Consider the following 20,562-nt stretch of genomic DNA (forward strand, 5'->3'; position numbering starts at 1 on the left):
TAATCAAACCTTAACGGCGCCGGTTGAGCTCAACGGTAATTTTTCGGAAAAGTTGCATCAAACAATGGCTGACGACGTTACCTGCATCCACGTCATCTTCGATCTCGAACGCGAGCGGCTGACCGCTCGAAAATTTCTCCACGAGATGGCGGAACAGAACTGGCCGGTGCAGGTGACGGGCGCATCAAAACGTGAGGATTTGGATCCCAGGGCCAAGGAGGTCGTGGTCACCGAACGGATGCGCGCGGCCAAAATCGGCCTGGTTCTGGTGACGCCGATGTCCGGGGTGAGCAGGAACGTCAACGAAGAGGTCAAATTCGCCAAACGCGCGAACCTGAATCTCGTGGGCGTGCTGCTTGCCGGATCGACGGCCCACACGAACCTGCCGGAGGGCTTGCACCGCTCCCGCGTGGTCGGCTGGGACTGGGGGGCCCTGAAGAAGGAACTGATGCCGAAGCGCGACGGTTAGCCGTTCTCCGCCGGGAGCCGGCGCGCCGCAGCCAGGACGATGGCCGCGGCCAGCGCCAGGCCGATCAACTGAACCGAGAAGCCGATGCCGGCCCCGTGAAGCAGGGCGAAGACCGGAGCGGCGACCGACCCCACCCCCAGGGACAGGGTATACTCCACCGAGATCGCCCGGGAGCGGATGCCGGGCGCCAGGTGCCTGCCGAGCAGCCAGGTGGTCACCGGGATTTCGGCGAACAGGGCCGTCACCGCCAGCAGTGCCAGCACCAGGGCGACCCATCCCGTCGCCTGCGCCATGCCCAGGAATAGAACCACCTGCACCGCGAGCAGGGCGGTGAGAACCGGTCTGGCGCCGATCCGGTCCAGGAGTTCCCCCACCGGCAGTTGCGCGACGGCGGCCACCGAGAAGACGGCTCCCGCGGACAGGCCGATCCAGGCCAGTCCGGCACCGTCCTGCGCCAGTCGTTCGTCCAAGTATTTCGGCAGCGAAACCGAGATCATGTTGAAGATCAGCCCGCCGAGCAGCGCCGATATGCAGACCACCACGAAGACGGTCTTCTGATGCGGGCGGACGGGTGACGCCGTCGGCGCCGTCGTCCCGTCGCTCCGGCCGTCGGTGCGCCGGTCGGCGCGGAGCCCCGCCCGGGCCAGAAGCAGAGCGCCGAGCAGGATCGACGCGGCGGCCGGCACGGCGAAGGCCAGATGCCATCCCCCGGCCTGGGCCAGTACGCCGGTCGCCGCCGCGGCGCCGCCGAGACCCAGATTGCCGAACACGCCGTTGACCGCCAGCGCCCGGCCCGACCGCACACCCCCGTCGGTGAGCAGGGCGAGGCCTACCGGATGATAAATCGCGGCGAACAGACCGAGGGCGCCGAGCCCGGCCGCGAGGCCTGAGGGGCTGTCGGACAGGGCGATCCAGAGGCATGCGCCACCGATGCCGAGAAAGAAGACGGCGATCAGCACCACCCGGTCCACCCGGTCCCCCAGCCATCCGGCCGGCAGGGTGCCGAGCGCGAAGGCGATGTAGAGCGGCGAGCCCAGAAGCAGCACCTCCCCGTAGGGAACGTCCCAGGACGGCGCGATGGCCAGGGCGGCGGTGGGAAAGATCAGAAGCGCGTAGTGCGTCAGGAAATGCGCGGCGTTGACGAAGAGCGACAGCTCGGTGCGGGACATGGCGGACCTCGGCTGGGGATCGTCGTTGCAGCCTGCCGGGACGGTGCCTTACTGTCTGTCGACAGAATGTCCGATACTGACCCTCAGATGCCAGATCCGACCCGGCGCGACGTGTCCGGTTTTGCCCTGACCTATGGGTCCGGCACCGCGATCGACGCGCACGCCCATCCCGCACATCAGCTTATCCACGCGATATCGGGCGCGATGCGGGTGGTGTCCGGCGGCGGGTTGTGGTTCCTGCCGCTCGGCCGCGCCCTGTGGATTCCCGCCGGGGTCGAGCACGCGATTCGCTGCGACGGCGAGGTCGGCATGCGCACCGCCTATCTGAGCCCGGCCTGTCCGGGCGTCCCGGTCGATGTGCGGATGGTCTCCGTCTCGCCGCTGCTGCGTGAGGTGCTGGTCCGGCTCGCAGAAGGCGGCGAGGCCGGGCTGAGGCCGGCTCTGTTGGCTGTGCTGCTCCATGAGATTGCGGAGGCGGGTCTGCCGCCGCTGCGCTTGCCCTATCCGGCCGATCCGCGCGTCGCGGACCTGCTGGCGCATCTCCACACCGATCCGGCGGATCCGATGACGCTGGCGCAATGGGCGAAGCGGCTGGGCTTTTCCGAGCGCAGCCTGATCCGGGCGGTGCGGGTGCAGACCGGAATGACCTTCCGCGAACTCCGGCGTCACTCCCGGATCCTGGTGGCCATCGAACGGCTCTGCGAGGGGCGTCCGGTGACGGCCGTCGCCTATGACGTGGGTTTCGAGACGCCCAGCGCCTTCGCCCATGCCTTCCGCACTGTCACCGGCAAGACGCCGCGGCAATTCGTGGCCGAGGCGCGGGCCGCGTCCGGCCGGTGACCGGGGCTCAGCCCTGCAGCGCCCGCCAGGCGATGTCGCGCCGGCAGAACCCGCCGGGCCAATCGATCCCGTCCACCGCCGCATAGGCCCGTGTCCGAGCCTCGGAGGCGTCCTTGCCGATGGCGGTCACCCCCAGCACCCGGCCGCCGGTGGCCAGCAGGCTGCCGTCCTCGCCCTTGGTGGTGCCGGCATGGAACACGACCACGTCGTCGCTCTCCACCGCCTCGGTGCCGGCGATGACCGTATTCTTCTCGTAGGCGCCCGGATAGCCGTTGGCGGCCATGACCACGCAGAGCGCGGTGTCGTCGTGCCAGCGCAGGTGGAAGTGGTCGATCTGGCCGTCGGCGGTGGCGATCAGGGCGGACAGGAAGTCGCCCTTCACCCGCAGCATCAGCGCCTGGCATTCCGGGTCGCCGAAGCGGACGTTGTATTCGATCAGCTTCGGCCCCCCGTCGGTGATCATCAGCCCGGCGAACAGCACGCCGCGGAAGGTGCGACCCTCCGCCGCCATGCCGGCGACGGTCGGCTCGATGATCTCCTTCACGATGCGGGCGGCCATGGCGTCGTCGACGATCGGGGCGGGGGAATAGGCGCCCATGCCGCCGGTATTCGGCCCGGTATCGCCGTCGCCGACCCGCTTGTGGTCCTGGGCGCCGGCGAGCGGCAGGATCGCCTTGCCGTCGGTGAGCGCGAAGAAGCTGGCCTCCTCGCCGATCATCCATTCCTCGACGACGATCTCCGCCCCGGCCTCGCCGAACGCCCGGTCGGCCATGATCGCGTCGACCGCTTCCAGAGCCTCGTCGAGGGTCTCAGCCATGATCACGCCCTTGCCGGCGGCCAGCCCGTCGGCCTTGATCACGATGGGCGCACCCTGCTCGCGGATATAGACCTTGGCGGCCTCGGGATCTGTAAAGCGGCCATAAGCGGCGGTCGGAATGTCGTGGCGGGTGCAGAAGTCCTTGGTGAAGGCCTTGGAGCCTTCCAGCACGGCGGCGGCGGCCGTCGGACCGAAGGACTTGATGCCGGCGGCGTCCAGCCTGTCGACCAGGCCGGCGACCAGCGGCCCTTCCGGGCCCACCACCACGAAATCGACGGCGGAGTCCGTGCAGAAGGCCACCAGGGCGTCATGGTCGTCCACGCCGATGGGCACGCATTCGGCCTCGCGCGCAATGCCCGCATTGCCGGGGGCGCAGAACAGCTTCGTCACCAGCGGCGAGGCGGCGATGGCCCAGCACAGGGCATGCTCGCGCCCGCCGGAACCCACGACCAGAATGCGCATGTCAGGCTTCTCCAGGTCCGATCCTTCATCCCGCCGCGCGGCCTGTCCGGCGGCAGGCGCGGACCATACGCCGTGCCGCCGGGCCATGCCACACCGTCGTCATTCCGCCGGCCGGTCCGCCGCCGGCAGGGCGAGAAGCATCTCGTGGCGCAGAATTCGGGGCCGGTCCGCGAGCGCTTCGGCCGCCGCACGCCAGCGGGGTTCCGGCACCGTGTCGAACCCCGACCGTCGCAGCCAGGCGGAGAGCCAGGGCAGGGACACCGGCTCCGGATTGCGGTGGTGGGCCGGGTCGAACGCCGCCTCGTCCTCCGGCGGGCAGGCATGCAGCTCGAACAGAATCGGGGCGCCGAGCCCGGTCAGTGCGGTCAGCGGGCCGGTCATGTCGTCGAAGTGATAGATCAGCCCCAGCGCACAGACGGCATCGACGCGCTCCAGTCCGGGAAATGCCGCGCGCAGGCGGTCGAGGATCGCCGGCAGATCCTGGGCCGGGCCGAGCTGGACGGTCACCCGGTCGCCCAGGCCGTTGAGGGCGCAAAAGGTGGCGGTGCGCAGGGCCATGGTGACCGCGACGTCGAGGGCGACGACCCGGGCTCCCGCGCGGGCGAGGTTGAGGGAGAAGAAGCCGTCGGCGCATCCGGCATCGACGATCACCCGGTCGCGCAGACTGCCGCCGCAGGCCCGCTCCAGCAGCGGCCTGGCCAGGGTCCATTCCGTGGTGTGATAGGCCCCGCTGCGGTCCGGTGCGTTGAAGCGGCTTGGTGGGACGGGGCCGTCGAGGCCGGGCAGGCTGACCGGATGGTAATATCCGCGATCCCCCAGAGCCCGGACCATCAAGCTGTCGAATGCTGCCTTGGTGCGGGGCATGAGCTCGGGAACCGGGGCTCGCGGTACCGCATTCTCCACCCAACGGGGAGAGATCGCGGCGACCGCGCGCAGCACCCGCTCCGCCTCTTCGCGGATGTGCGGGTCCGGGGCGTCCGTGGCGAGCCAGGCGGTGGCGGAGAGAAACTCCGCCGTCCTGACGAGTTCGGCATAGGACGGCAGGCCCTGCTCGCGGGCGACGGCGCTGGCGGCCCGGAAATCGCCCTGGAGGACGTATTGTGCGATGGAGTTTGTCATCGAATCTTCCATTGGTTGTCATGTCCCTGTGGATGATGCGGGAATGGGGGCCGGAAATAGAATTCGTTGCCCCGTGACGACGGCGGCCGATCGGTGTTACGGAGACCCATGGAAGACGCAGCCCCACCTCCCGGATCCGACACCGTCGGAAACCTGCCGGAGTTCTCCGTCGGCGAGATCAGCCTGGCGGTTAAACGCACGGTGGAATCCAGTTTCGAGCGCGTGCGGGTGCGCGGAGAGGTGTCGCGGCCCATGCGCGCCGGCTCCGGCCACGTCTATCTGACGCTCAAGGACGAGAACGCGGTGCTCGATGCCGTGTGCTGGAAGGGAGCGGCCCAGCGGCTGTCGATCCAGCCCGAGGACGGCATGGAGGTCATCGCCACCGGCAAGCTGACCACCTATCCCGGCCGTTCCAAGTACCAGATGGTCATCGAGCAGATGGAGCTGGCGGGCGAGGGCGCGCTGCTCAAGCTGCTGGAGGACAGACGCAAGCGGCTCGCCGCCGAGGGCCTGTTCGACGCCGACCGCAAGCGGCCGATCCCGTTCCTGCCCGGCGTCATCGGCGTGGTCACCTCGCCGACCGGGGCGGTGATCCGGGACATCCTGCACCGGCTGGCCGATCGCTTCCCGGTGCATGTCATCGTCTGGCCGGTTCTGGTCCAGGGCGACGCGGCGAAGGATCAGGTTTCCCGCGCCATCCGCGGTTTCAACAGCCTGCCGGAGCAGGGCGGGCCGATGCCGCGTCCGGACCTGCTGATCGTCGCGCGCGGCGGCGGCAGCCTGGAGGATCTCTGGGCATTCAACGAGGAGGAGGTGGTGCGCGCCGCCGCCGGCTCGGATATCCCGCTGATCTCCGCCGTCGGCCACGAGACCGACACGACCCTGATCGACTTCGCCAGCGACCGCCGGGCGCCGACCCCGACCGCGGCGGCCGAGATGGCGGTGCCGGTGCGCACCGACCTGATTGCCCGCATCGCCGAGGACACCGCCCGGCTGACCGGCGCCGTCAGCCGCCGGCTGAACGAGGGTCGGACCATCGTCTCCGGACTGGCCCGTGGGCTCGGCGACCCGGGCGCTCGGATCGAGCAGGCGCAGCAGCGGCTGGACTATGCCTCGGGCACCTCGCTGAGCCGGATCACCGCTCTGCTCGACCGGCTGAAATATGCGGTCGACCGGCCGATCCCCTCGCCGGCGGAGATCCTGGCCCGCACCCGGGGACGATTCGACACGGTGGCGCGCGGTTTGCGGGTCGGACCGATCGAGCGCTCCGTGGTCGACGGCGCCCGGGAACTAGACAGATATTTGCGCAGAGCTGAGGCGGCCTACGACCGGCGTTTGAAGGTAGAGAAGACTCGAGTCGATTCCCTGGAGAAGCTCCTCAACGCCAATTCCTTCGAGCGCGTGCTGGAACGCGGTTTCGCCCTGGTGCGCGACGAGTCCGGCGCGCCGGTGAAATCCGCCGCCGAGACCAGCGCCGGTCAGACGGTGTCCCTGCGGTTCCGGGACGGCGAGACCTCGGCGGTCATCGGCGCCGGGTCCGGACCCTCCGGGGGCGGCGGGGCGAAACCTAAGCCCAAGGCCAAACCGACACCGGCATCCTCGTCCGACACCCCCACCCCCACCCAGGAGACCCTGTTCTGATGCGCCGGTTCCTCGCGATCGCCTGTCTCCTCCTGCTGTCGACGGTGGCGCGGGCGGAGACCACCTTCAACGGAAGCTTCACTCAGGGCGGTGTGGTGTTCGGCAAGACCGATCCGGGCACAAAGCTTGTGCTGGACGGCATTCCGGTGGTGGTCGACCGCGACGGCGTCTTCGTCTTCGGGTTCCACCGGGATGCGCCGGTGACCTCCACCCTGGTGATCACCGCGCCGGACGGCTCGGCGGAGACCCGGACCCTCGATGTGGCGCCGCGCGAGTTCAGGATTCAGCGCATCGACGGCCTGCCGGACACCATGGTGACCCCGCCCAAGGAGGTGCTGGACCGGATCCAGCGCGATCAGGCCGAGGTGAAGGCGGCGCGGGCGGCCGACCGGGTCGAGTCCGATTTCCGCTCCGGCTTCATCTGGCCGGTCACCGGACCGATCTCCGGCGTGTACGGCAGCCAGCGGATCCTCAACGGCCAGCCGCGCCAGCCCCATTACGGCATCGACATCGCGGTCCCCAAAGGCACGCCGGTGGTGGCGCCGGCAGACGGTCTGGTGACCCTGTCGGCGACCGACCACTACTACACCGGCGGCACCCTGATCCTCGACCACGGCCACGGCCTGTCCAGCACCTTCATCCATATGGACAGCGTCGCGGTGAAGGTCGGAGAGCACATCAGGCAGGGCACCGTGATCGGCACGGTCGGGGCGACCGGCCGGGCGACCGGCCCGCATCTCGACTGGCGGATGAACTGGTACGACCGGCGTCTGGACCCGGCTTTCGTGGTCCCGCCGATGCCCGGCCAGTAGACGCTACGGCGTCATCCCGTCGAGCAGGGCGGCGATCGCCGCCGGATCCCGCCAGCTCAGCGACACGTCCACGACCGTGACCATCGGCCGGGCCTCCGGCGGCAGGCGCACCGCGTCCTTCGCGGTGGTGACCGGGATGGCGTTCAGGCCCACCGCGCGCTCGACCAGTTCCATGACCTCCAGCGGCCGGTAGGCGTGGTGATCGGCGAAAGCCTGAAACCCGACCAGTTCGGCGCCGATCTCGGTCAGGGTTTCGCGGAACTTATCCGGGCGGCCGATCCCGGCGAAACCGAGAACGCGCTGACCGCGCAGAGTGAGGGAGGCCGGCGACGGCTCCAGAACGGCGCGCAGCAGCGGCCGCCGGTCGCCCACCCGTGTGGCGATCCCGGTCCGGTCGTCGCCGATCAGCACCACGGCGGCGGATTTCTGCAGGGCGGCGTCCCAGGGCTCGCGCAGGGGGCCGGCGGGCATCAGCTGGCCGTTGCCGATCCCCGCCCCGCCGTCGACCACGAGAAGACTGAGCGTGGGGATCAGGGACGGGTTCTGCAGCCCGTCGTCCATGACGATGACGTCGATGCCGATCTCCTCCAGAAGCCGCGCGCCGGCCGCCCGGTCCCGGGCGATCACGGTTGGGGCGGCGGCGGCCAGCAGCAGCGGCTCGTCGCCCACCTCGGCACTGCCATGGACCGCCGGATCGACACGGACCGGCCCGCTCAGGGTGCCGCCATGGCCACGGGACAGCAGGCCGACCCGGCTGCCGCGGACGATCAGCTCGGCGGCGACGGCGAGGACCGTCGGGGTCTTGCCCGCGCCGCCGGCGGTGGCGTTGCCGACGCAGATCAGCGGCACCGCCGGACGGTAAGTTGTGGTTGTGGCCCTGCGGATCTGGGCGCCGAGACGCCACAGCCAACTTGCCGGGGCGAGGGCAGCCGCCGGCCAGCCGCCGGTCGTCCAGAAGCCGGGGGCCTTCATCGGGGCCCGCCCGGAAGGAGCGGGGTCAGCGCGTCGAGGATCCGGACGAGGCCCGCGCGCCCCTCGGCGGCGACGGCCCGCGCCCGCCCGCCCATGGCGGCGGCCGACTCGGGCGAGTCGAGCAGCGCGCCGACGGTCTGGGCCAGGCTCTCGGCGTCCGTCACCTCCCGCGCGGCGTCGGCGGCGAGCAGGGCGTCGGCGGCATCCCGGTTGTTGGGGATCAGCGGCCCGAAGACGAGGGCGGTCCCGCAATGGGCCGGCTCGATCGGGTTGTGCCCGCCGACCGGCACCAGGGACCCGGCGAGGAAGGTCACCGGGATGGCGGAGTAGAACCCGGCCACCTCGCCCATCGTGTCGGCGAGATAGACGGCGGTGCCGGAGGTCACCGTCTCGCCCGCGGACCGGCGCGCGGCGGTCAGGCCCTGGGCCCGGATCAACCCGGCGATCTCGTCGGCCCGGGTGACGTGGCGGGGGATGATGACCGTCAGCAGGTCTGGTCGTCCGGAGGCGAGCCGGGCATGGGCGTCGAGCACCACCGCGTCCTCGCCCGGATGGGTGCTGGCGGCGAGCCAGACCGGGCGCCCGGCGACGGCGGCGCGGATTTCCGCGGTCAGCGCCTCGTTGCCCTCCGGCGGATCGCCGGCAGCCTTCAGATTGCCGGCATAGCGGACGTCGGCGCAGCCCAGGGCGGAGAACCGCCGCGCCTGATCGGCGCTCGCCGCCAGCACCAGATCGAAGGCGCCGAACAGCGGGCGGGCGAGCCATCCCATCCGGCGCCAGCGCTGGAACGCGCCGACCGACAGCCGGCCGTCGACGATGACCAGCGGAATGCCGCGCCCGTCCGCCTCGGTCACCAGGGTCGGCCACAGGTCGGATTCCATCCAGATGCCGAGATCGGGGCGCCAATGGTCGAGGAAGCGGCCGACCCAGGCCGGGCGGTCGACCGGCACGAACTGGTGGATCACGCCCTCGGGCAGGCGCCTGGCCATGGCGTCGGCGGAGGTGGTGGTGCCGGTGGTCATCAGCAGCGTCAGATCGGGCCGGGTCTGGCGCAGGGCGCGGATCAGGGTGAGCAGCCCGACCGCTTCGCCCACGCTGGCCGCGTGCAGCCAGACCAGAGGGCCGTCGGGCCTGGGCCGGTCGGCGACGCCGCGGCGTTCGTCCAACCGGCGGGGATCCTCCTTGCCGCGCGCCACCCGCCGGTCGAGATAGGCGTCGATCGCCGGTCCCAGGGCGGTCGCCAGGCCCTTGTAGAGCGACAGGATCATGGGGCGGTTCCGCGCTTCGCGGCGGGTTTCGCCGCCGCCGGCGGGATCGGCTCCAGGCCAAGCGCCCGGTCGGCTTCGTCGGTCACCCGGTTCAGCGCCTCCTCGATCCGCAGGCGGAACCCTTCGCGGTCGGCCGCCGCCTCGGTCACGTCGATGGGCGGACCGAAGACCACGATCCCCCGGGTGAAGGGCAGCGGCACGAGAAAGCGGTCCCAGGACCTGGCCTGGAATCGGGGGCGGGAACTGCAGGCGACCGGGATCACCGGAACCCCGCAGATCCGCGCCGCCTCCACCACGCCGGGCTGGCATCGCATCCGCGGACCGCGGGGGCCGTCGGGGGTGATGCCGACCGGGATCCCATCGTTGAGCGCCCGCATCATGCCGCGCAGGGCGCTGCCGGGGTTGCGGCGGGTCGACCCTTCGATCGGGCGCGACACGAAGGCGGCGAGGGCCTTGCCCAGCATGCGGCCGTCGCCATGGGGGGAGTGCAGCATGGCGAGCGGGCGGCCCCGGCTCCAGCCGGCGGCGATCAGCCCGAGCCGGTTGTGCCAGAAGGCCGCGAGAAACGGCTTGCCGGTCTCCAGCATCGCCGCCGCCGCCGGATCGACCCGCTGCTCCACCCGGATCGTGGCCAGCAGCAGGCGGAGATAGCCGCGCAGCATCCAGGTGAGCACGGCGGTGCCCGCATCGCTCTTCAGGACGGATTTCAACATGGGTTCGGCGGACGACCTCGGCACGGGGACGGCCCTGCCGGGCCGCGTTGGCGCCTTCTACCACGCTCCGGGACGGCCCGCATGCCCGAGGCGGCGGGCCGGGACGCTCAGATCCGCTCGCTGAGCCAGATCGCCAGGCGGGAGCCGGCGGCGATCGCCGCGCGCATGACCGGATAGCCGACCGTCTCCTCGCCGCCATGCTCGCGGCCGATATCGGCGTGCTCCGCCTCTTCGGCGCGGAACGTCTCGATCGTCTCCTTCAGCGCCGCCTCGTCCTCGCCGAGGGACTCGTATTGCCGGCGGTAGTGGTCGTCGATCACCTCCTCCACCGCGATGGTGCAGGCCATGGCCGCCTTCTCGCCCATCAGCGCGGTGCCGGCGCCGAGCGCGAAGCCGGCGACGTTCCAGAACGGGTGCAGCAGGGTCGGCCGGGCGCGCCGCTCGACGATCAGCTTCTCGAAGGCGGCGAGGTGTTTCTCTTCCTGCTGCTTCATGTGGCGGATGGTCTTGCCGCAGGGCTTGCGGCCGAGGATCGCGAGCTGACCCTCGTAGATCCGCTGCGCCCCGAATTCGCCGGCATGGTCGACCCGCAGGATCCGGTCGATCTGCGCGCGCTTGGACAGGTCGCCGGGCAGGCGGGGCCGGGCGGCAGGCTTCGGGCTGGCGGGCTTCGGGTTGGCGGATTTCGGGTTGGCGGATTTCGGGTTGGCGGATTTCGGGGCGGTGTCGGTCATGGCTCAGGCTCCCGGTCGGACTTCGTTCTGCTTCAGCATGGCGCGGACCGCCACGAGGGCAACCCCGAGCGCGAAGAGCACGTTCCATCCGGCCATGGAGATACCTAAGAGCGAGAACGCAATCTCGTCGCAGCGCACGATCGGGGCGCTCATGATCTGGGCGCGAAGGGCGGCCAGGTCATCGGTGCTGGACAATGAGCCGCAGCCGGACGTGCCTTCCCACCAGCCCTGCTCGACCCCCACATGGAATGCGCCAATGCCGCCGGAGACCAGGACGGCGAGGATTGCGAGGGCGGTCAGCGCCGCCGCGGCCGCCCGGTTGCGGCGCAGGGCGGCCGCCGCCACACCGAGCAGAATGGCGGCGACATAGGGCCAGCGCTGCCAGATGCACAGCACGCAGGGCTGCAGGTCGAAGCCGTACTGGGAGATCAGCGCGGCGATCAGGGCCGCCGCGGCGGCGCCGGCGACGAAGAGCGGGGTCACAGCAGCCATTTGATCGCCACGAAGCCTCCCAGCAGGAGCACGAAGAACACGGTGGTGATCAGCCCGAGATGCTTTTCCAGCAGCCGGCGGATCGGCGGGCCAAAGTACCAGAGGAGGCCGGCAACGGCGAAGAACCGGATGCCGCGGGCCAGAACCGAGGCGACGATGAAGATCAGCAGGTCGAGCCGTGTCAGACCGCTGGCGATGGTGATGACCTTGTAGGGGAAGGGCGTGACGCCGGCGCCGAACACGACCCAGGCGCCCCAGTCGTTATACATGTCGGCGAAGGCGTCGAACTTGTCCGCCTTGCCGTAGAGTTCGAGAATCGGCTGGCCGATCGCGTCGAAGAACAGCGCGCCGATGGCGTAGCCGAGCAGGCCACCGAGGACGGAGGCGACGGTGGTGATCGCCGCGATCCGCCAAGCCTTCGAGCGGTCGGACAGGATCATCGGGATCATCATCACGTCCGGCGGGATCGGAAAGACCGAGCTTTCCACGAAGGACACCAGCGCCAGCCACCTCTCGGCGTGCCGGTGGCCGGAAACCCGCAGGGTCCAGTCGTAAAAGGGACGGAGCATGTCTCGGACCTCGGCAGGTGTCGGCGATGCGCGCTGCGATACCAGCCGGGGAGTGGGGCGGCAAGATGGCACGGGGGACCAGGCGGCGCTCTCCGGCGCGATCTGGGGCGCGATCCGATTGACCGGGTGTCGCGCTCTGGGCATAGTGCGCCCCGCCCGGCGCCCCCGTGGCGGAATTGGTAGACGCGACAGACTCAAAATCTGTTTTCCGCAAGGAAGTGTCCGTTCGAGTCGGACCGGGGGCACCACGGATCTCTCCCTGCCGGCCGCCACCAGCGATGCTCTAGCCGTTCGGACGCTCGCCCGCGCTGGGATAGGCCATCGGGAAGCTGGGCTCCTCGGCGGTAGCGCGCCGCAATGCGGGGGCGGCGCCGGCGGGACCGCGCCGGAGGATCTCCGCGATGATCTCGGGGATCTGTCTCGCGGCGCTGTTGCGAAGTGGCATATCCGACGTGTTGTCGCGGTGATGGGCAGAGCCCGACAGCAGCGACGCCAGCGTCTCGGCGAACTGCTTCGGTGTCGAGAAAACGTCACCGGCGCCGTTCCGCTTGATCCACTTGAGGACCGCGTGCTCCTGCGGCAGGACGTTCGCCCGGTCGATCAGCAGCGGCAGGCCGAAGGCCAGCGCCTCGCTCACCGATAGCGGACCGGTCTTTCCCACGAAGACGTCGGCGACGGCCATGTAGCGGTGAACCTCGCGGGTGAAGCCTTTCACGACGGTGGGAAACGGCAGGCGGGCGGCGGCGACGGCTGACGCCAGCGCATCATTGCGACCGCACAGGAAGACCACCTGAGCCCGCGGCGGCGAGTCCCGCAGCGCCTCGGCCATCTCCAGCATCCGCCAACTTCCGTAACCGCCATAGAGCATGCACACCACCGGCAGATCCGGGTCGAGACCGAGCGCGCGGCGGGCCGCCGGGATATCCGCCGGCTTGGCTTCGAGAAACACCGGCCGGGTCAGCAGTCCGGACATCGGGAACAGGCGATCGGCGGGGTGGCGTTTGCGCACCAGCTGGTCGTGGCAGACATCGGTTCCGGCGATCGCGTAGTAGCGATCGCCCTTCGGGAACCACACATGCCGGTTCAACTCGGCCCAATCGGTCATCAGCACGGCGAACGGGACCCCACCCTTCCGATATCCGGCGAGACTGTCCGCAATCAGATGGTTGATGACCGGGAGCACCGAGACGACGAGGTCGGGTTCGAGGCGCTCCCACAAATCGGCGAACGCCTGCCTTCCCCTGTTGCCGAGCAGGGCCACGTTCAGCACGGCGCCGGCATAGAAGCCGAGACAGAAAAGGCCGGTCCGGCCCCGCCGCAGAATCAGGTCGTTGTAGGTCGCCTCGACGGTCCGCGAGGTGAACCGGGCGAAGAGGTCGAGGTCCGAAAGAACCTCCTGGTAGGCGTTCACCAGAGTCACACGGTATCCGCCGGTCGCGCACAGGATGTCGCGAAGCGCCTCGGCGGTCGCCCGGTGGCCGCCGCCGGCATCGGTGTAGACCACGACCACGTGGCGACTGCCGGCTGCATCGGACGCCGTCGGAAGGCCCGCCGGTGTCGCCTCGTTCATCGGCCCGATCCGAGCATGACGGCATTCGGATATCCGAGCGCGGTGCCGTGACCGAACTGCCTCACGCAAATCCTCATTCGACCCCCTCCAGACGGCGCCCCACCCGATCCAGTCAAACCGGTCGAACCCTGCGCGCTGTCCCTTCTGTTCCCGCAGTAGCGCAGTATAGCGTGTCCTCCCGACTCTGGAGTGAGACAGATGGACACCTCCCACTGCGCTGGAACTGAAGGGTTTTTGTCGCCGGATACTAAAATTGAGACTACGATGCCGCTACTGATTAACCCGGCTGGTCTGGCGCCGTCGCTACCTTGAAGGGTGCGACCGGAGTTGGTCCCAGGAGGAGTCACCGATGCCAGCGCTGCCGGTTACGTCGAACGAAGGGGTTTCCGCAAGCCGCAAACGGCTCGGGTTGCTGCTGATCAAGCCGTCCCAGTACGACGATGACGGCTACGTCATCCAGTGGTGGCGGTCCTACATCGTCACCAACGCATTGGCCGTCGTCGCCAGTCTGTTCAAGGATGCCGCAGACCGTCAGGCCCTGGGTCCGGACATCGCAATCGAGACCCGGCTGCTCGACGAGGTCGTCCAGTTCGTTCGGCCGGACGAACTGACGGGCTGGCTGGCCGAGTTCGATTACGCCGCGGTGTTGCTGGTGGCGGTCCAGACCAGCCAGTTTCCCCGGGCCCTGGCGATCGGGGCGGAGTTCCGGGCCGCGGGCTACCCGGTGATCATCGGCGGCGTCCATGTCAGCGGGACCTATGCGATGACGCCCGGATGGAAACCGGGCTTCGCCGGGGTCGAAGAGGCGGATGTCAGCCTGTTCGCCGGCGAGCTCGAACCCCATGTCGATTCGTTGCTGACCGATATCGTCAGCGGAACCGTCAAACCGTTCTACAACCACCTCGCCAACAACGCCGATCTCGGCAAGGCGCCGACCCAGCGGGCGACCCACGACCTGGCGGCGAAGACCTTCGACCGTTATTACGGACTCGAGATCGGCCGCGGCTGCCCGTTCGTGTGCAGCTTCTGCACGATCATCAACTTTCACGGCCGCACGATGCGTCACCGCACCCTGGCCGATATCGAATCCTATCTGCGCGAATGCGCCGCCGGCGGCGGCCGCACCATGCTCATCACCGACGACAACTTCGCCCGCAGCCCGATCTGGCGCGACGTCTGCGGGATCTTCGCGCGTCTGCGCCGGGAACTCGGCATCGACTGGGACGTGACGATCCAGGTCGATGCCCTGGCCGTGCGGATCGACGGTTTCGTCGAGGCGTGCCAGGAAGCCGGGGTGACGCGGATCTTCATCGGCATGGAATCCGTCCGGGCCGATAACCTGAAGGCCGCGGGGAAAGGCCAGAACAAGCTCCACCAGCTCCGCGACATGGTCATGACCTGGCGCCGCGCCGGCGTGATCATCTATGCCGGCATGATCGTGGGCCTGCCCAACGACACGCCGGAACGGATCGCCGAAGACGTCCGCATCCTGCAGGACGTCATCCCCGTCGATATCCTGTCGCCGTTTCTCTACACCCCCTTGCCCGGCTCCGCCGACCACAAGGACATGGTCACGGTCGGCATCCCGATGGACGAAGACCTGAACCGGTACGAGACGGTCCATACGGTGATCGACCACCCGCTGATGAGCCGGGAGGTCTGGCAGGCGCTGTATTGGGACACGTGGCGGATGTTCTACACGCTGCCCCATCTGCGCACGACCATCGCCCGGGGCCTGAAGCACGGCCTGCCCATGGCCGCGTTGCGCAGCACCTATGTCTGCAGCAATACCGCGGCCTGTTTCGAGCGGGTGCATTCCGGCAATTCCGGGGCGGTCCGGTACCGCGACCGACGGACGCGGCGGGAAGGCTTTCCGAAAGCGCCGGCGGTTCCGCATGCGATCCGCCAGTTCACGCGGAATACGTGGATCCTGTCCCGGATCGGCGTGCGCCTGCTCTACGCCTACGGTCTGGAGCTGTTCCTGAGGTGGGAGCAGCGTCGCGGCCGGTTGGACCGGTACATTCCCGAAGAACAGGTGCCCGCGCCGGCTCATGACGCCGGAACGCCGTCGCCCGGGACAATCGCCGCCGAATAGTCAATTATTCGGCGGTAGCCGAGCCAGAGTGCCGCGAACGGGGGCAGTACCGATGACAGTCACATCGATCAAACCTGAGACCGAACGATCCTCCAGCAAGAAACGGCTCGGCCTGTTGCTGATCAAGCCGTCGCACTACGACGACGACGGTTATGTCATCCAATGGTGGCGTTCGTTCGTGGTCAACAACGCCCTGGCCGTGATGGGCAGCGTCATCAGCGACGCCGCCGACCGCCAGGCCGTGGGTCCGGATATCGACATCGAGCGGCGCCTGATCGACGAAGTGACCGAGGTGGTCCGCCCGGATCGGCTGATCGACTGGCTGGCCGAGTTCGATTACGCCGCGGTGTTGCTGGTGGCGGTCCAGACCAGCCAGTTTCCCCGGGCCCTCGACATCACCCGCCCGTTCGCCGCAGCCGGCTATCCGGTCATCATCGGCGGCGTCCATGTCAGCGGGGCGCTGGCCATGGTGCCGAACTGGGAACCGGCTTTCGCGGGTGCCTCCGAAGCCGGCGCCAGCCTGTTCGCAGGCGAGTTCGAACCGCATGTCGACGAGCTGCTGAACGACATCGTCGCCGGCAGCGTGAAGCCGTTCTACGACCGCTTAGCCAGCCCCGCCGATCTCGGCGTCTCCCCGCGTCAGCGCGCCGAACATGGCCTCGCCGCGCAGACGGTCGAGCGGCACTACGGCCTGGAGACGGGACGCGGCTGCCCGTTCGTCTGCAGCTTCTGCACGATCATCAACTTTCACGGCCGGAAGATGCGGCACCGCCATGCCGAGGCCATCGAGGCGTACTTGCGGGACTGCCATGCCCATGGCGGGCGCCACATCCTCGTCACCGACGACAACTTCGCCCGGAGCCCCGTCTGGCGGGAGGTCACGGCCACCCTCGAGCGCCTGCAGCGCGAGCTCAACGTCGAGTGGGACGTGGCGATCCAGGTCGACGCGCTGGCCTACCGGATCGACGGATTCGTCGATGCCTGCAAAGCCGCCGGCGTTAAGCGGGTGTTCATCGGCATCGAGTCGGTGCGGCCGGACAACCTGAAGGCCGCGGCCAAGGGACAGAACAAGCTCCACCTGATGCACGACATGGCGATGACCTGGCGCCGGGCCGGCGTGCTGATCTACGGCGCGATGATCGTCGGTCTGGCGAACGATACGCCCGAGCGCGTCGCCGAGGACGTCAGGATCCTGCAGGAGGAGATCCCGGTCGATATCCTGTCCGCGTTCCTGCTGACCCCGCATCCCGGCTCCGCCGACCATAAACACGCGGTCGCGGCCGGTGTCGTAATGGACGACGACCTCAACCGCTACGATACGGTCCACCCGGTGGTCGACCATCCGATCATGTCCCGGGACGAGTGGGAGGCGTTGTACTGGGACACCTGGAAACGCTTCTACACCAAGTCGTACATGAAGACGGTGATCGCCCGCGCCCTGCGGTACGGCGTCAAGCTCGACATCATCCGCAGCACGTTCGTCTGCGCCTATACGGCCTCGTGCTACGAGCGGGTGCACCCGCTGGACAGCGGCGGCCTGCGGTTCCGCGACCGGATGTCCCGCCGGCCGAACCTACCGCGTCCGGCTGCGATCCCACACGCGATCCGCCAGTTCGCGACGAACACCGTCATGCTGACCCGGATCGCGAGCCTGCTGCTCTACGCCTACGGGTTGGAGCTGTATTTGCGGGTGGAGCGGGCGCGGGGCCGTCTGGATCTTCACACCCGCATCCGGACGACGCCGGAAGTCGAGGAGACCCCGACCCTGGCGCAGGCGCCGGTGGCCGCCGCGGAATGATCCTGTCGGAATGCGGCGATGCCGTTGCCGAGGCGGCGAAGCGGCGCGCGGTACCTTCTGAAACCTCCGGGCCGACCCGGTTGCCGGCTGGTCCGGCCCCGGCGACCCACCCAACCAGACCGATGCATCATGACTGATCTTGCCCTGTCCTCCCTGACCGACGTCATCCTGGCCTGCGAGCTGCTTTTTCTGGCGGGCCTGGCCTTCAGAACGGATGTCGAGAGCGGGTCGCCTGCCTGGCTGTGGGCGATCTACCTCACGGTCTCCGGCATCGCGACCGCGCTGGGCGCGATCGACCACGGCTTTTTCGAGCCGATCGACCACCCTGGCCATGGAGCGATGAAGTTCGCCACCCGGGCCACCCTGGCCGTTGGTGCCGTCATTCTGCTGCTCACGTCGGCCCGTCAGTTCTTGTCGTCGTTGTGGACGCGGGTTGTGGTCGCGGCCGGCCTGGTCGCGCTGGCCGCCACGCTCTGGGTTAATTGGACGAGCGACGATCTGCTCGCCGTGGTCGCCATGAACGCGGTCGGCATGCTGCTTGCGCTCGTGCTGCACCTCTTCAATCTGCGGACCGGGCGCGGGTCGTCGATGATGTGCGTCGGTATCGTTCTGAGCATCGCGGCGTCGTCGCTGGTGTTCTCCGGCGGGAACGGATTTTTCGGCCTGGGCCTGTACGGGACCATGCATGTCGCCCTGATGCCGGCCGCGCTCGCGCTGTTCCTGGGCGGCCTGAAGCTGCGGCGCACCCGGAGCGGTGAGGCACCGGCTTGAGACACCGACACCTGCACCTCGAGGAGCATTGATGGCGCGCGTGCTTGTCACCGGCGGGGCCGGTTATGTCGGCTCCCATGCCTGCAAGGCCCTGGCCCGTGCCGGACACGAACCGATCGTGCTCGACAACCTGTCGCAGGGACATCGCGCTCTGGTGCGGTGGGGGCCGCTGGTGGTCGGCGATATCGCCGACCCGGTCTGTGTCGATGGAGTCTTTCGCGAGTACCGCCCTGACGCGGTCATGCATTTTGCCGCGATCGCCAGCGTCGGCGAGTCGATGGTCGATCCGGCGGTCTACTATCGGATCAATATCGGCGGCACCATGACGATCCTCGATGCGATGCGGGATCACGATGTCGCCCCGCTGGTTTTTTCGAGCAGCTGCGCGGTCTACGGCTGCCCGCCGACCGCCCTGATCGTCGAGGAGAGTTCACTGGAGCCGGTGAACCCGTACGGCGCCAGCAAGAAGATGATGGAACGAATCATCGCCGATTACGGGCAGGCATACGGGCACCGATCGCTCTGCCTGCGCTATTTCAACGCCGGCGGGGCCGACCCGGACGGCGAGGCGGGCGAATCCCACGATCCGGAAACCCACGTCATTCCGTTGCTGCTGATGGCCGCGACCGGCCGGATCCCGCAGTTCGATATCTACGGCACGGACTACCCGACACCGGACGGCAGCGCGATCCGGGACTATGTCCATGTCAGCGACCTGGCGGAAGCGCATGTCGCCGCACTCGATTATCTGCTGCAGGGCGGCGCCAGCACGGTCGTCAATCTCGGCACCGGCTGCGGCACCTCGGTCCTGCAATTGATCGACGCGGTCGAACGGGCCACCGGACGGACGGTTCCCCGGGTCGCCCGACCTCGGCGCCCGGGCGATCCGCCGATCCTCGTCGCGTCCAACGAAAAGGCCGGACGCGTGCTGGGATGGCGGCCTCGGATGACGGAGCCCGTGGACATGATCGCGACGGCGCACGCCTGGATGGAGCGCCCGCTTGCCGACAGGCGTGCGGTTCCGGTGCTGGCCGCGGGTCCGCAGGCTCATCCGCTCGGCAAGCGCGGACCGGCGTCCTCCCACAGCCCCGCCAAGGTCCGGCAGGCATAGAGCCAGTCGAATTCACGGCGTGAGTCGTCCGGCGGGAGCGGATCTTCCGTCATCGCGCGGGTCAACGCGGCCACCGCTCCCTCGGCATCGGAATAGAAATGCGCGTTGCGATAGGCCTTGAAGGGCTCGTTGCCGGTGCACTCCGGCATCACGACATGGCGCCCCGCCACAAGCGCTTCGGCGGTTGTCGTGCACATGTTCTCGCTGAGCGACGGGTTGAAGAACACCCGATAGCGATCAAGGTGGGTCCACGGCGTCCGGCTCGGGCCCAGAAAGCTCACGGGCGCATCCAACTCGCGGGCCAGGGCGGAGATGGCTGCGCCGTCCGGCCCTTCGCCCAGAATGTCGATCGGAAGGTTCATCCGGGCGGCGACCCGAACGACCGTCTCAAGCCCCTTATCCCAGACGAGCCGTCCGACGAAATAGGCGCCTCCGGACCCTGGCTGGACCGGCGGGACCGCCGCATAGTGCGGCAGAACGCCGGTCACCCTCCCATGGCGCAACGGATGCCCCCTGGTGATGACTTCGGCCGCCGGCGACAGGGACACCGTCCAGTCGGTGTGCCGCCGGATCCGGTGCCTGTGGAACCACCTGGCCAGCGGCGCGACGATCCGGCCCGCGAGTCCTCCCTGGCGGCTGATGTAGTAGTCGTAATTCGTCATCACGATGCCGACCACGGTCTCGGCTTCCACGAGCGGGCGTGGCGTCGCCCAGGGATACCAGCACAGATGCTCCGGCTCCGTCAGCACCTGGACCCGGGCCGAGGGCGCGGCACGGAACACATCTTCCAGCGGCACGATGCTGCGCAGGACCCGGGACAGGTGGCCATCGTAGTGAAAGAGATCCGGGACGACCGGGCGTCCCATCCCCCGGATCTCCGCCGCCAGCCACTCCAGATGCTCCTGCGGCGTCGCGAATGTCTGGCCGCGCCACAGCCAGGCCTGGCCGGCCGGCGGGACCCACGGCACCACATACGCCACGCGCAGGCCCAGCTCCGCCAGCCCGCAGGCCTGCCAAAGCGACAGATAGGCCGGCCCGGTCAGCCAAGGCGGGCTCGCGGTCGTGGTCACCGCGACGTCATAGTCGTACATTCGCCACCCTCCGGCTTGCGATTGCTCCAACCGCATCGCCAACCCATTC

Annotated in this window: 19 protein-coding genes and 1 tRNA gene; 9 read left to right on the forward strand and 11 right to left on the reverse strand. The window is 69.0% G+C overall.

Annotation, left to right across the window (positions count from 1 at the left end; all coding sequences use genetic code 11):
- Positions 1-64: 64 nt before the first annotated feature.
- Positions 65-469: a hypothetical protein gene (locus T8K17_RS06405; protein WP_322333670.1), complete on the forward strand. Its 405-nt coding sequence runs from the start codon at positions 65-67 to the stop codon at positions 467-469.
- Here T8K17_RS06405 and T8K17_RS06410 read toward each other — a convergent pair.
- Positions 466-1,638: an MFS transporter gene (locus T8K17_RS06410; protein WP_322333671.1), complete on the reverse strand. Its 1,173-nt coding sequence runs from the start codon at positions 1,636-1,638 to the stop codon at positions 466-468. The genes T8K17_RS06405 and T8K17_RS06410 overlap by 4 nt on opposite strands.
- 87 nt (positions 1,639-1,725) lie before the next feature.
- Between T8K17_RS06410 and T8K17_RS06415 the strand changes: the two genes are divergently transcribed.
- On the forward strand, positions 1,726-2,478 hold the full coding sequence (locus T8K17_RS06415) for a helix-turn-helix transcriptional regulator (RefSeq protein ID WP_322333672.1): 753 nt from the start codon (positions 1,726-1,728) through the stop codon (positions 2,476-2,478).
- Positions 2,479-2,485: 7 nt separating this feature from the next.
- On the opposite strand, the gene purD is transcribed toward T8K17_RS06415, so the two are convergent.
- Together purD and T8K17_RS06425 are read right to left on the reverse strand one after the other, a co-directional pair.
- A complete protein-coding gene (purD, locus tag T8K17_RS06420) occupies positions 2,486-3,757 on the reverse strand; it encodes a phosphoribosylamine--glycine ligase (RefSeq protein ID WP_322333673.1) in 1,272 nt (423 codons plus the stop codon).
- Between the two features lie 99 nt (positions 3,758-3,856).
- A complete protein-coding gene (locus T8K17_RS06425) occupies positions 3,857-4,876 on the reverse strand; it encodes a class I SAM-dependent methyltransferase (RefSeq protein ID WP_322333674.1) in 1,020 nt (339 codons plus the stop codon).
- A gap of 108 nt (positions 4,877-4,984) precedes the next feature.
- Here T8K17_RS06425 and xseA point away from each other — a divergent pair, with 108 nt between their 5' ends.
- Both xseA and T8K17_RS06435 read left to right on the forward strand, forming a co-directional pair.
- Positions 4,985-6,517 carry an exodeoxyribonuclease VII large subunit gene (gene xseA, locus T8K17_RS06430; protein WP_322333675.1) on the forward strand — a complete coding sequence of 511 codons (1,533 nt, stop codon included), beginning with the start codon at positions 4,985-4,987 and terminating at the stop codon, positions 6,515-6,517.
- Positions 6,517-7,329 carry a M23 family metallopeptidase gene (locus T8K17_RS06435; RefSeq protein ID WP_322333676.1) on the forward strand — a complete coding sequence of 271 codons (813 nt, stop codon included), beginning with the start codon at positions 6,517-6,519 and terminating at the stop codon, positions 7,327-7,329. The genes xseA and T8K17_RS06435 overlap by 1 nt, the downstream gene beginning before the upstream one ends.
- Positions 7,330-7,332: 3 nt before the next feature.
- Here the strand turns inward: T8K17_RS06435 and lpxK are convergent, their stop codons facing one another.
- The 6 genes from lpxK to T8K17_RS06465 all read right to left on the reverse strand — a co-directional run bounded on the left by lpxK (position 7,333) and on the right by T8K17_RS06465 (position 12,077).
- Positions 7,333-8,301: a tetraacyldisaccharide 4'-kinase gene (gene lpxK / locus T8K17_RS06440; protein WP_322333677.1), complete on the reverse strand. Its 969-nt coding sequence runs from the start codon at positions 8,299-8,301 to the stop codon at positions 7,333-7,335.
- Positions 8,298-9,569 carry a 3-deoxy-D-manno-octulosonic acid transferase gene (locus T8K17_RS06445; RefSeq protein WP_322333678.1) on the reverse strand — a complete coding sequence of 424 codons (1,272 nt, stop codon included), beginning with the start codon at positions 9,567-9,569 and terminating at the stop codon, positions 8,298-8,300. Before T8K17_RS06445 ends, lpxK begins: the two co-directional genes overlap by 4 nt.
- The gene (locus tag T8K17_RS06450) at positions 9,566-10,282 is read right to left on the reverse strand and encodes a lysophospholipid acyltransferase family protein (RefSeq protein WP_322333679.1); all 717 of its coding nucleotides are present in this window, start codon (positions 10,280-10,282) and stop codon (positions 9,566-9,568) included. Before T8K17_RS06450 ends, T8K17_RS06445 begins: the two co-directional genes overlap by 4 nt.
- A gap of 107 nt (positions 10,283-10,389) precedes the next feature.
- Positions 10,390-11,016: a demethoxyubiquinone hydroxylase family protein gene (locus T8K17_RS06455; protein ID WP_322333680.1), complete on the reverse strand. Its 627-nt coding sequence runs from the start codon at positions 11,014-11,016 to the stop codon at positions 10,390-10,392.
- Positions 11,017-11,019: 3 nt separating this feature from the next.
- The gene (locus tag T8K17_RS06460) at positions 11,020-11,508 is read right to left on the reverse strand and encodes a disulfide bond formation protein B (RefSeq protein WP_322333681.1); all 489 of its coding nucleotides are present in this window, start codon (positions 11,506-11,508) and stop codon (positions 11,020-11,022) included.
- A complete protein-coding gene (locus tag T8K17_RS06465) occupies positions 11,496-12,077 on the reverse strand; it encodes a YqaA family protein (protein ID WP_322333682.1) in 582 nt (193 codons plus the stop codon). Before T8K17_RS06465 ends, T8K17_RS06460 begins: the two co-directional genes overlap by 13 nt.
- Before the next feature lie 161 nt (positions 12,078-12,238).
- Between T8K17_RS06465 and T8K17_RS06470 the strand changes: the two genes are divergently transcribed.
- Positions 12,239-12,325: transfer RNA gene (locus tag T8K17_RS06470), tRNA-Leu, on the forward strand.
- Between the two features lie 35 nt (positions 12,326-12,360).
- Here T8K17_RS06470 and T8K17_RS06475 read toward each other — a convergent pair.
- Positions 12,361-13,647 (reverse strand): hypothetical protein, encoded by a 1,287-nt coding sequence (locus T8K17_RS06475; RefSeq protein WP_322333683.1) that lies wholly within the window; start codon positions 13,645-13,647, stop codon positions 12,361-12,363.
- Between the two features lie 349 nt (positions 13,648-13,996).
- Here T8K17_RS06475 and T8K17_RS06480 point away from each other — a divergent pair, with 349 nt between their 5' ends.
- From T8K17_RS06480 to galE, 4 genes are all read left to right on the forward strand, one after another.
- On the forward strand, positions 13,997-15,742 hold the full coding sequence (locus tag T8K17_RS06480; protein WP_322333684.1) for a B12-binding domain-containing radical SAM protein: 1,746 nt from the start codon (positions 13,997-13,999) through the stop codon (positions 15,740-15,742).
- Positions 15,743-15,794: 52 nt separating this feature from the next.
- Complete coding sequence (locus T8K17_RS06485; RefSeq protein WP_322333685.1) at positions 15,795-17,540, forward strand: B12-binding domain-containing radical SAM protein; 1,746 nt, start codon at positions 15,795-15,797, stop codon at positions 17,538-17,540.
- Positions 17,541-17,669: 129 nt separating this feature from the next.
- Positions 17,670-18,311, forward strand: coding sequence for a DUF6962 family protein (locus tag T8K17_RS06490; RefSeq protein WP_322333686.1), 642 nt, complete (start codon positions 17,670-17,672; stop codon positions 18,309-18,311).
- Positions 18,312-18,342: 31 nt separating this feature from the next.
- Positions 18,343-19,422 (forward strand): UDP-glucose 4-epimerase GalE, encoded by a 1,080-nt coding sequence (gene galE / locus T8K17_RS06495; protein WP_322334937.1) that lies wholly within the window; start codon positions 18,343-18,345, stop codon positions 19,420-19,422.
- Here galE and T8K17_RS06500 read toward each other — a convergent pair.
- Positions 19,359-20,513: a glycosyltransferase gene (locus tag T8K17_RS06500; protein WP_322333687.1), complete on the reverse strand. Its 1,155-nt coding sequence runs from the start codon at positions 20,511-20,513 to the stop codon at positions 19,359-19,361. The two genes, galE and T8K17_RS06500, sit on opposite strands and share 64 nt — an antisense overlap.
- Positions 20,514-20,562 lie beyond the last annotated feature (49 nt).

This window comes from Thalassobaculum sp. OXR-137, assembly GCF_034377285.1.
GTDB lineage: Bacteria > Pseudomonadota > Alphaproteobacteria > Thalassobaculales > Thalassobaculaceae > Thalassobaculum.

Excerpts from the sequence above, each read along its gene's own strand:
- T8K17_RS06405 (WP_322333670.1), top strand. The coding sequence starts at position 65 with ATGGCTGACGACGTTACCTGCATCCACGTCATCTTCGATCTCGAACGC.
- T8K17_RS06410 (WP_322333671.1), bottom strand. The coding sequence starts at position 1,638 with ATGTCCCGCACCGAGCTGTCGCTCTTCGTCAACGCCGCGCATTTCCTG.
- T8K17_RS06415 (WP_322333672.1), top strand. The coding sequence starts at position 1,726 with ATGCCAGATCCGACCCGGCGCGACGTGTCCGGTTTTGCCCTGACCTAT.
- purD (WP_322333673.1), bottom strand. The coding sequence starts at position 3,757 with ATGCGCATTCTGGTCGTGGGTTCCGGCGGGCGCGAGCATGCCCTGTGC.
- T8K17_RS06425 (WP_322333674.1), bottom strand. The coding sequence starts at position 4,876 with ATGACAAACTCCATCGCACAATACGTCCTCCAGGGCGATTTCCGGGCC.
- xseA (WP_322333675.1), top strand. The coding sequence starts at position 4,985 with ATGGAAGACGCAGCCCCACCTCCCGGATCCGACACCGTCGGAAACCTG.
- T8K17_RS06435 (WP_322333676.1), top strand. The coding sequence starts at position 6,517 with ATGCGCCGGTTCCTCGCGATCGCCTGTCTCCTCCTGCTGTCGACGGTG.
- lpxK (WP_322333677.1), bottom strand. The coding sequence starts at position 8,301 with ATGAAGGCCCCCGGCTTCTGGACGACCGGCGGCTGGCCGGCGGCTGCC.
- T8K17_RS06445 (WP_322333678.1), bottom strand. The coding sequence starts at position 9,569 with ATGATCCTGTCGCTCTACAAGGGCCTGGCGACCGCCCTGGGACCGGCG.
- T8K17_RS06450 (WP_322333679.1), bottom strand. The coding sequence starts at position 10,282 with ATGTTGAAATCCGTCCTGAAGAGCGATGCGGGCACCGCCGTGCTCACC.
- T8K17_RS06455 (WP_322333680.1), bottom strand. The coding sequence starts at position 11,016 with ATGACCGACACCGCCCCGAAATCCGCCAACCCGAAATCCGCCAACCCG.
- T8K17_RS06460 (WP_322333681.1), bottom strand. The coding sequence starts at position 11,508 with ATGGCTGCTGTGACCCCGCTCTTCGTCGCCGGCGCCGCCGCGGCGGCC.
- T8K17_RS06465 (WP_322333682.1), bottom strand. The coding sequence starts at position 12,077 with ATGCTCCGTCCCTTTTACGACTGGACCCTGCGGGTTTCCGGCCACCGG.
- T8K17_RS06475 (WP_322333683.1), bottom strand. The coding sequence starts at position 13,647 with ATGAACGAGGCGACACCGGCGGGCCTTCCGACGGCGTCCGATGCAGCC.
- T8K17_RS06480 (WP_322333684.1), top strand. The coding sequence starts at position 13,997 with ATGCCAGCGCTGCCGGTTACGTCGAACGAAGGGGTTTCCGCAAGCCGC.
- T8K17_RS06485 (WP_322333685.1), top strand. The coding sequence starts at position 15,795 with ATGACAGTCACATCGATCAAACCTGAGACCGAACGATCCTCCAGCAAG.
- T8K17_RS06490 (WP_322333686.1), top strand. The coding sequence starts at position 17,670 with ATGACTGATCTTGCCCTGTCCTCCCTGACCGACGTCATCCTGGCCTGC.
- galE (WP_322334937.1), top strand. The coding sequence starts at position 18,343 with ATGGCGCGCGTGCTTGTCACCGGCGGGGCCGGTTATGTCGGCTCCCAT.
- T8K17_RS06500 (WP_322333687.1), bottom strand. The coding sequence starts at position 20,513 with ATGTACGACTATGACGTCGCGGTGACCACGACCGCGAGCCCGCCTTGG.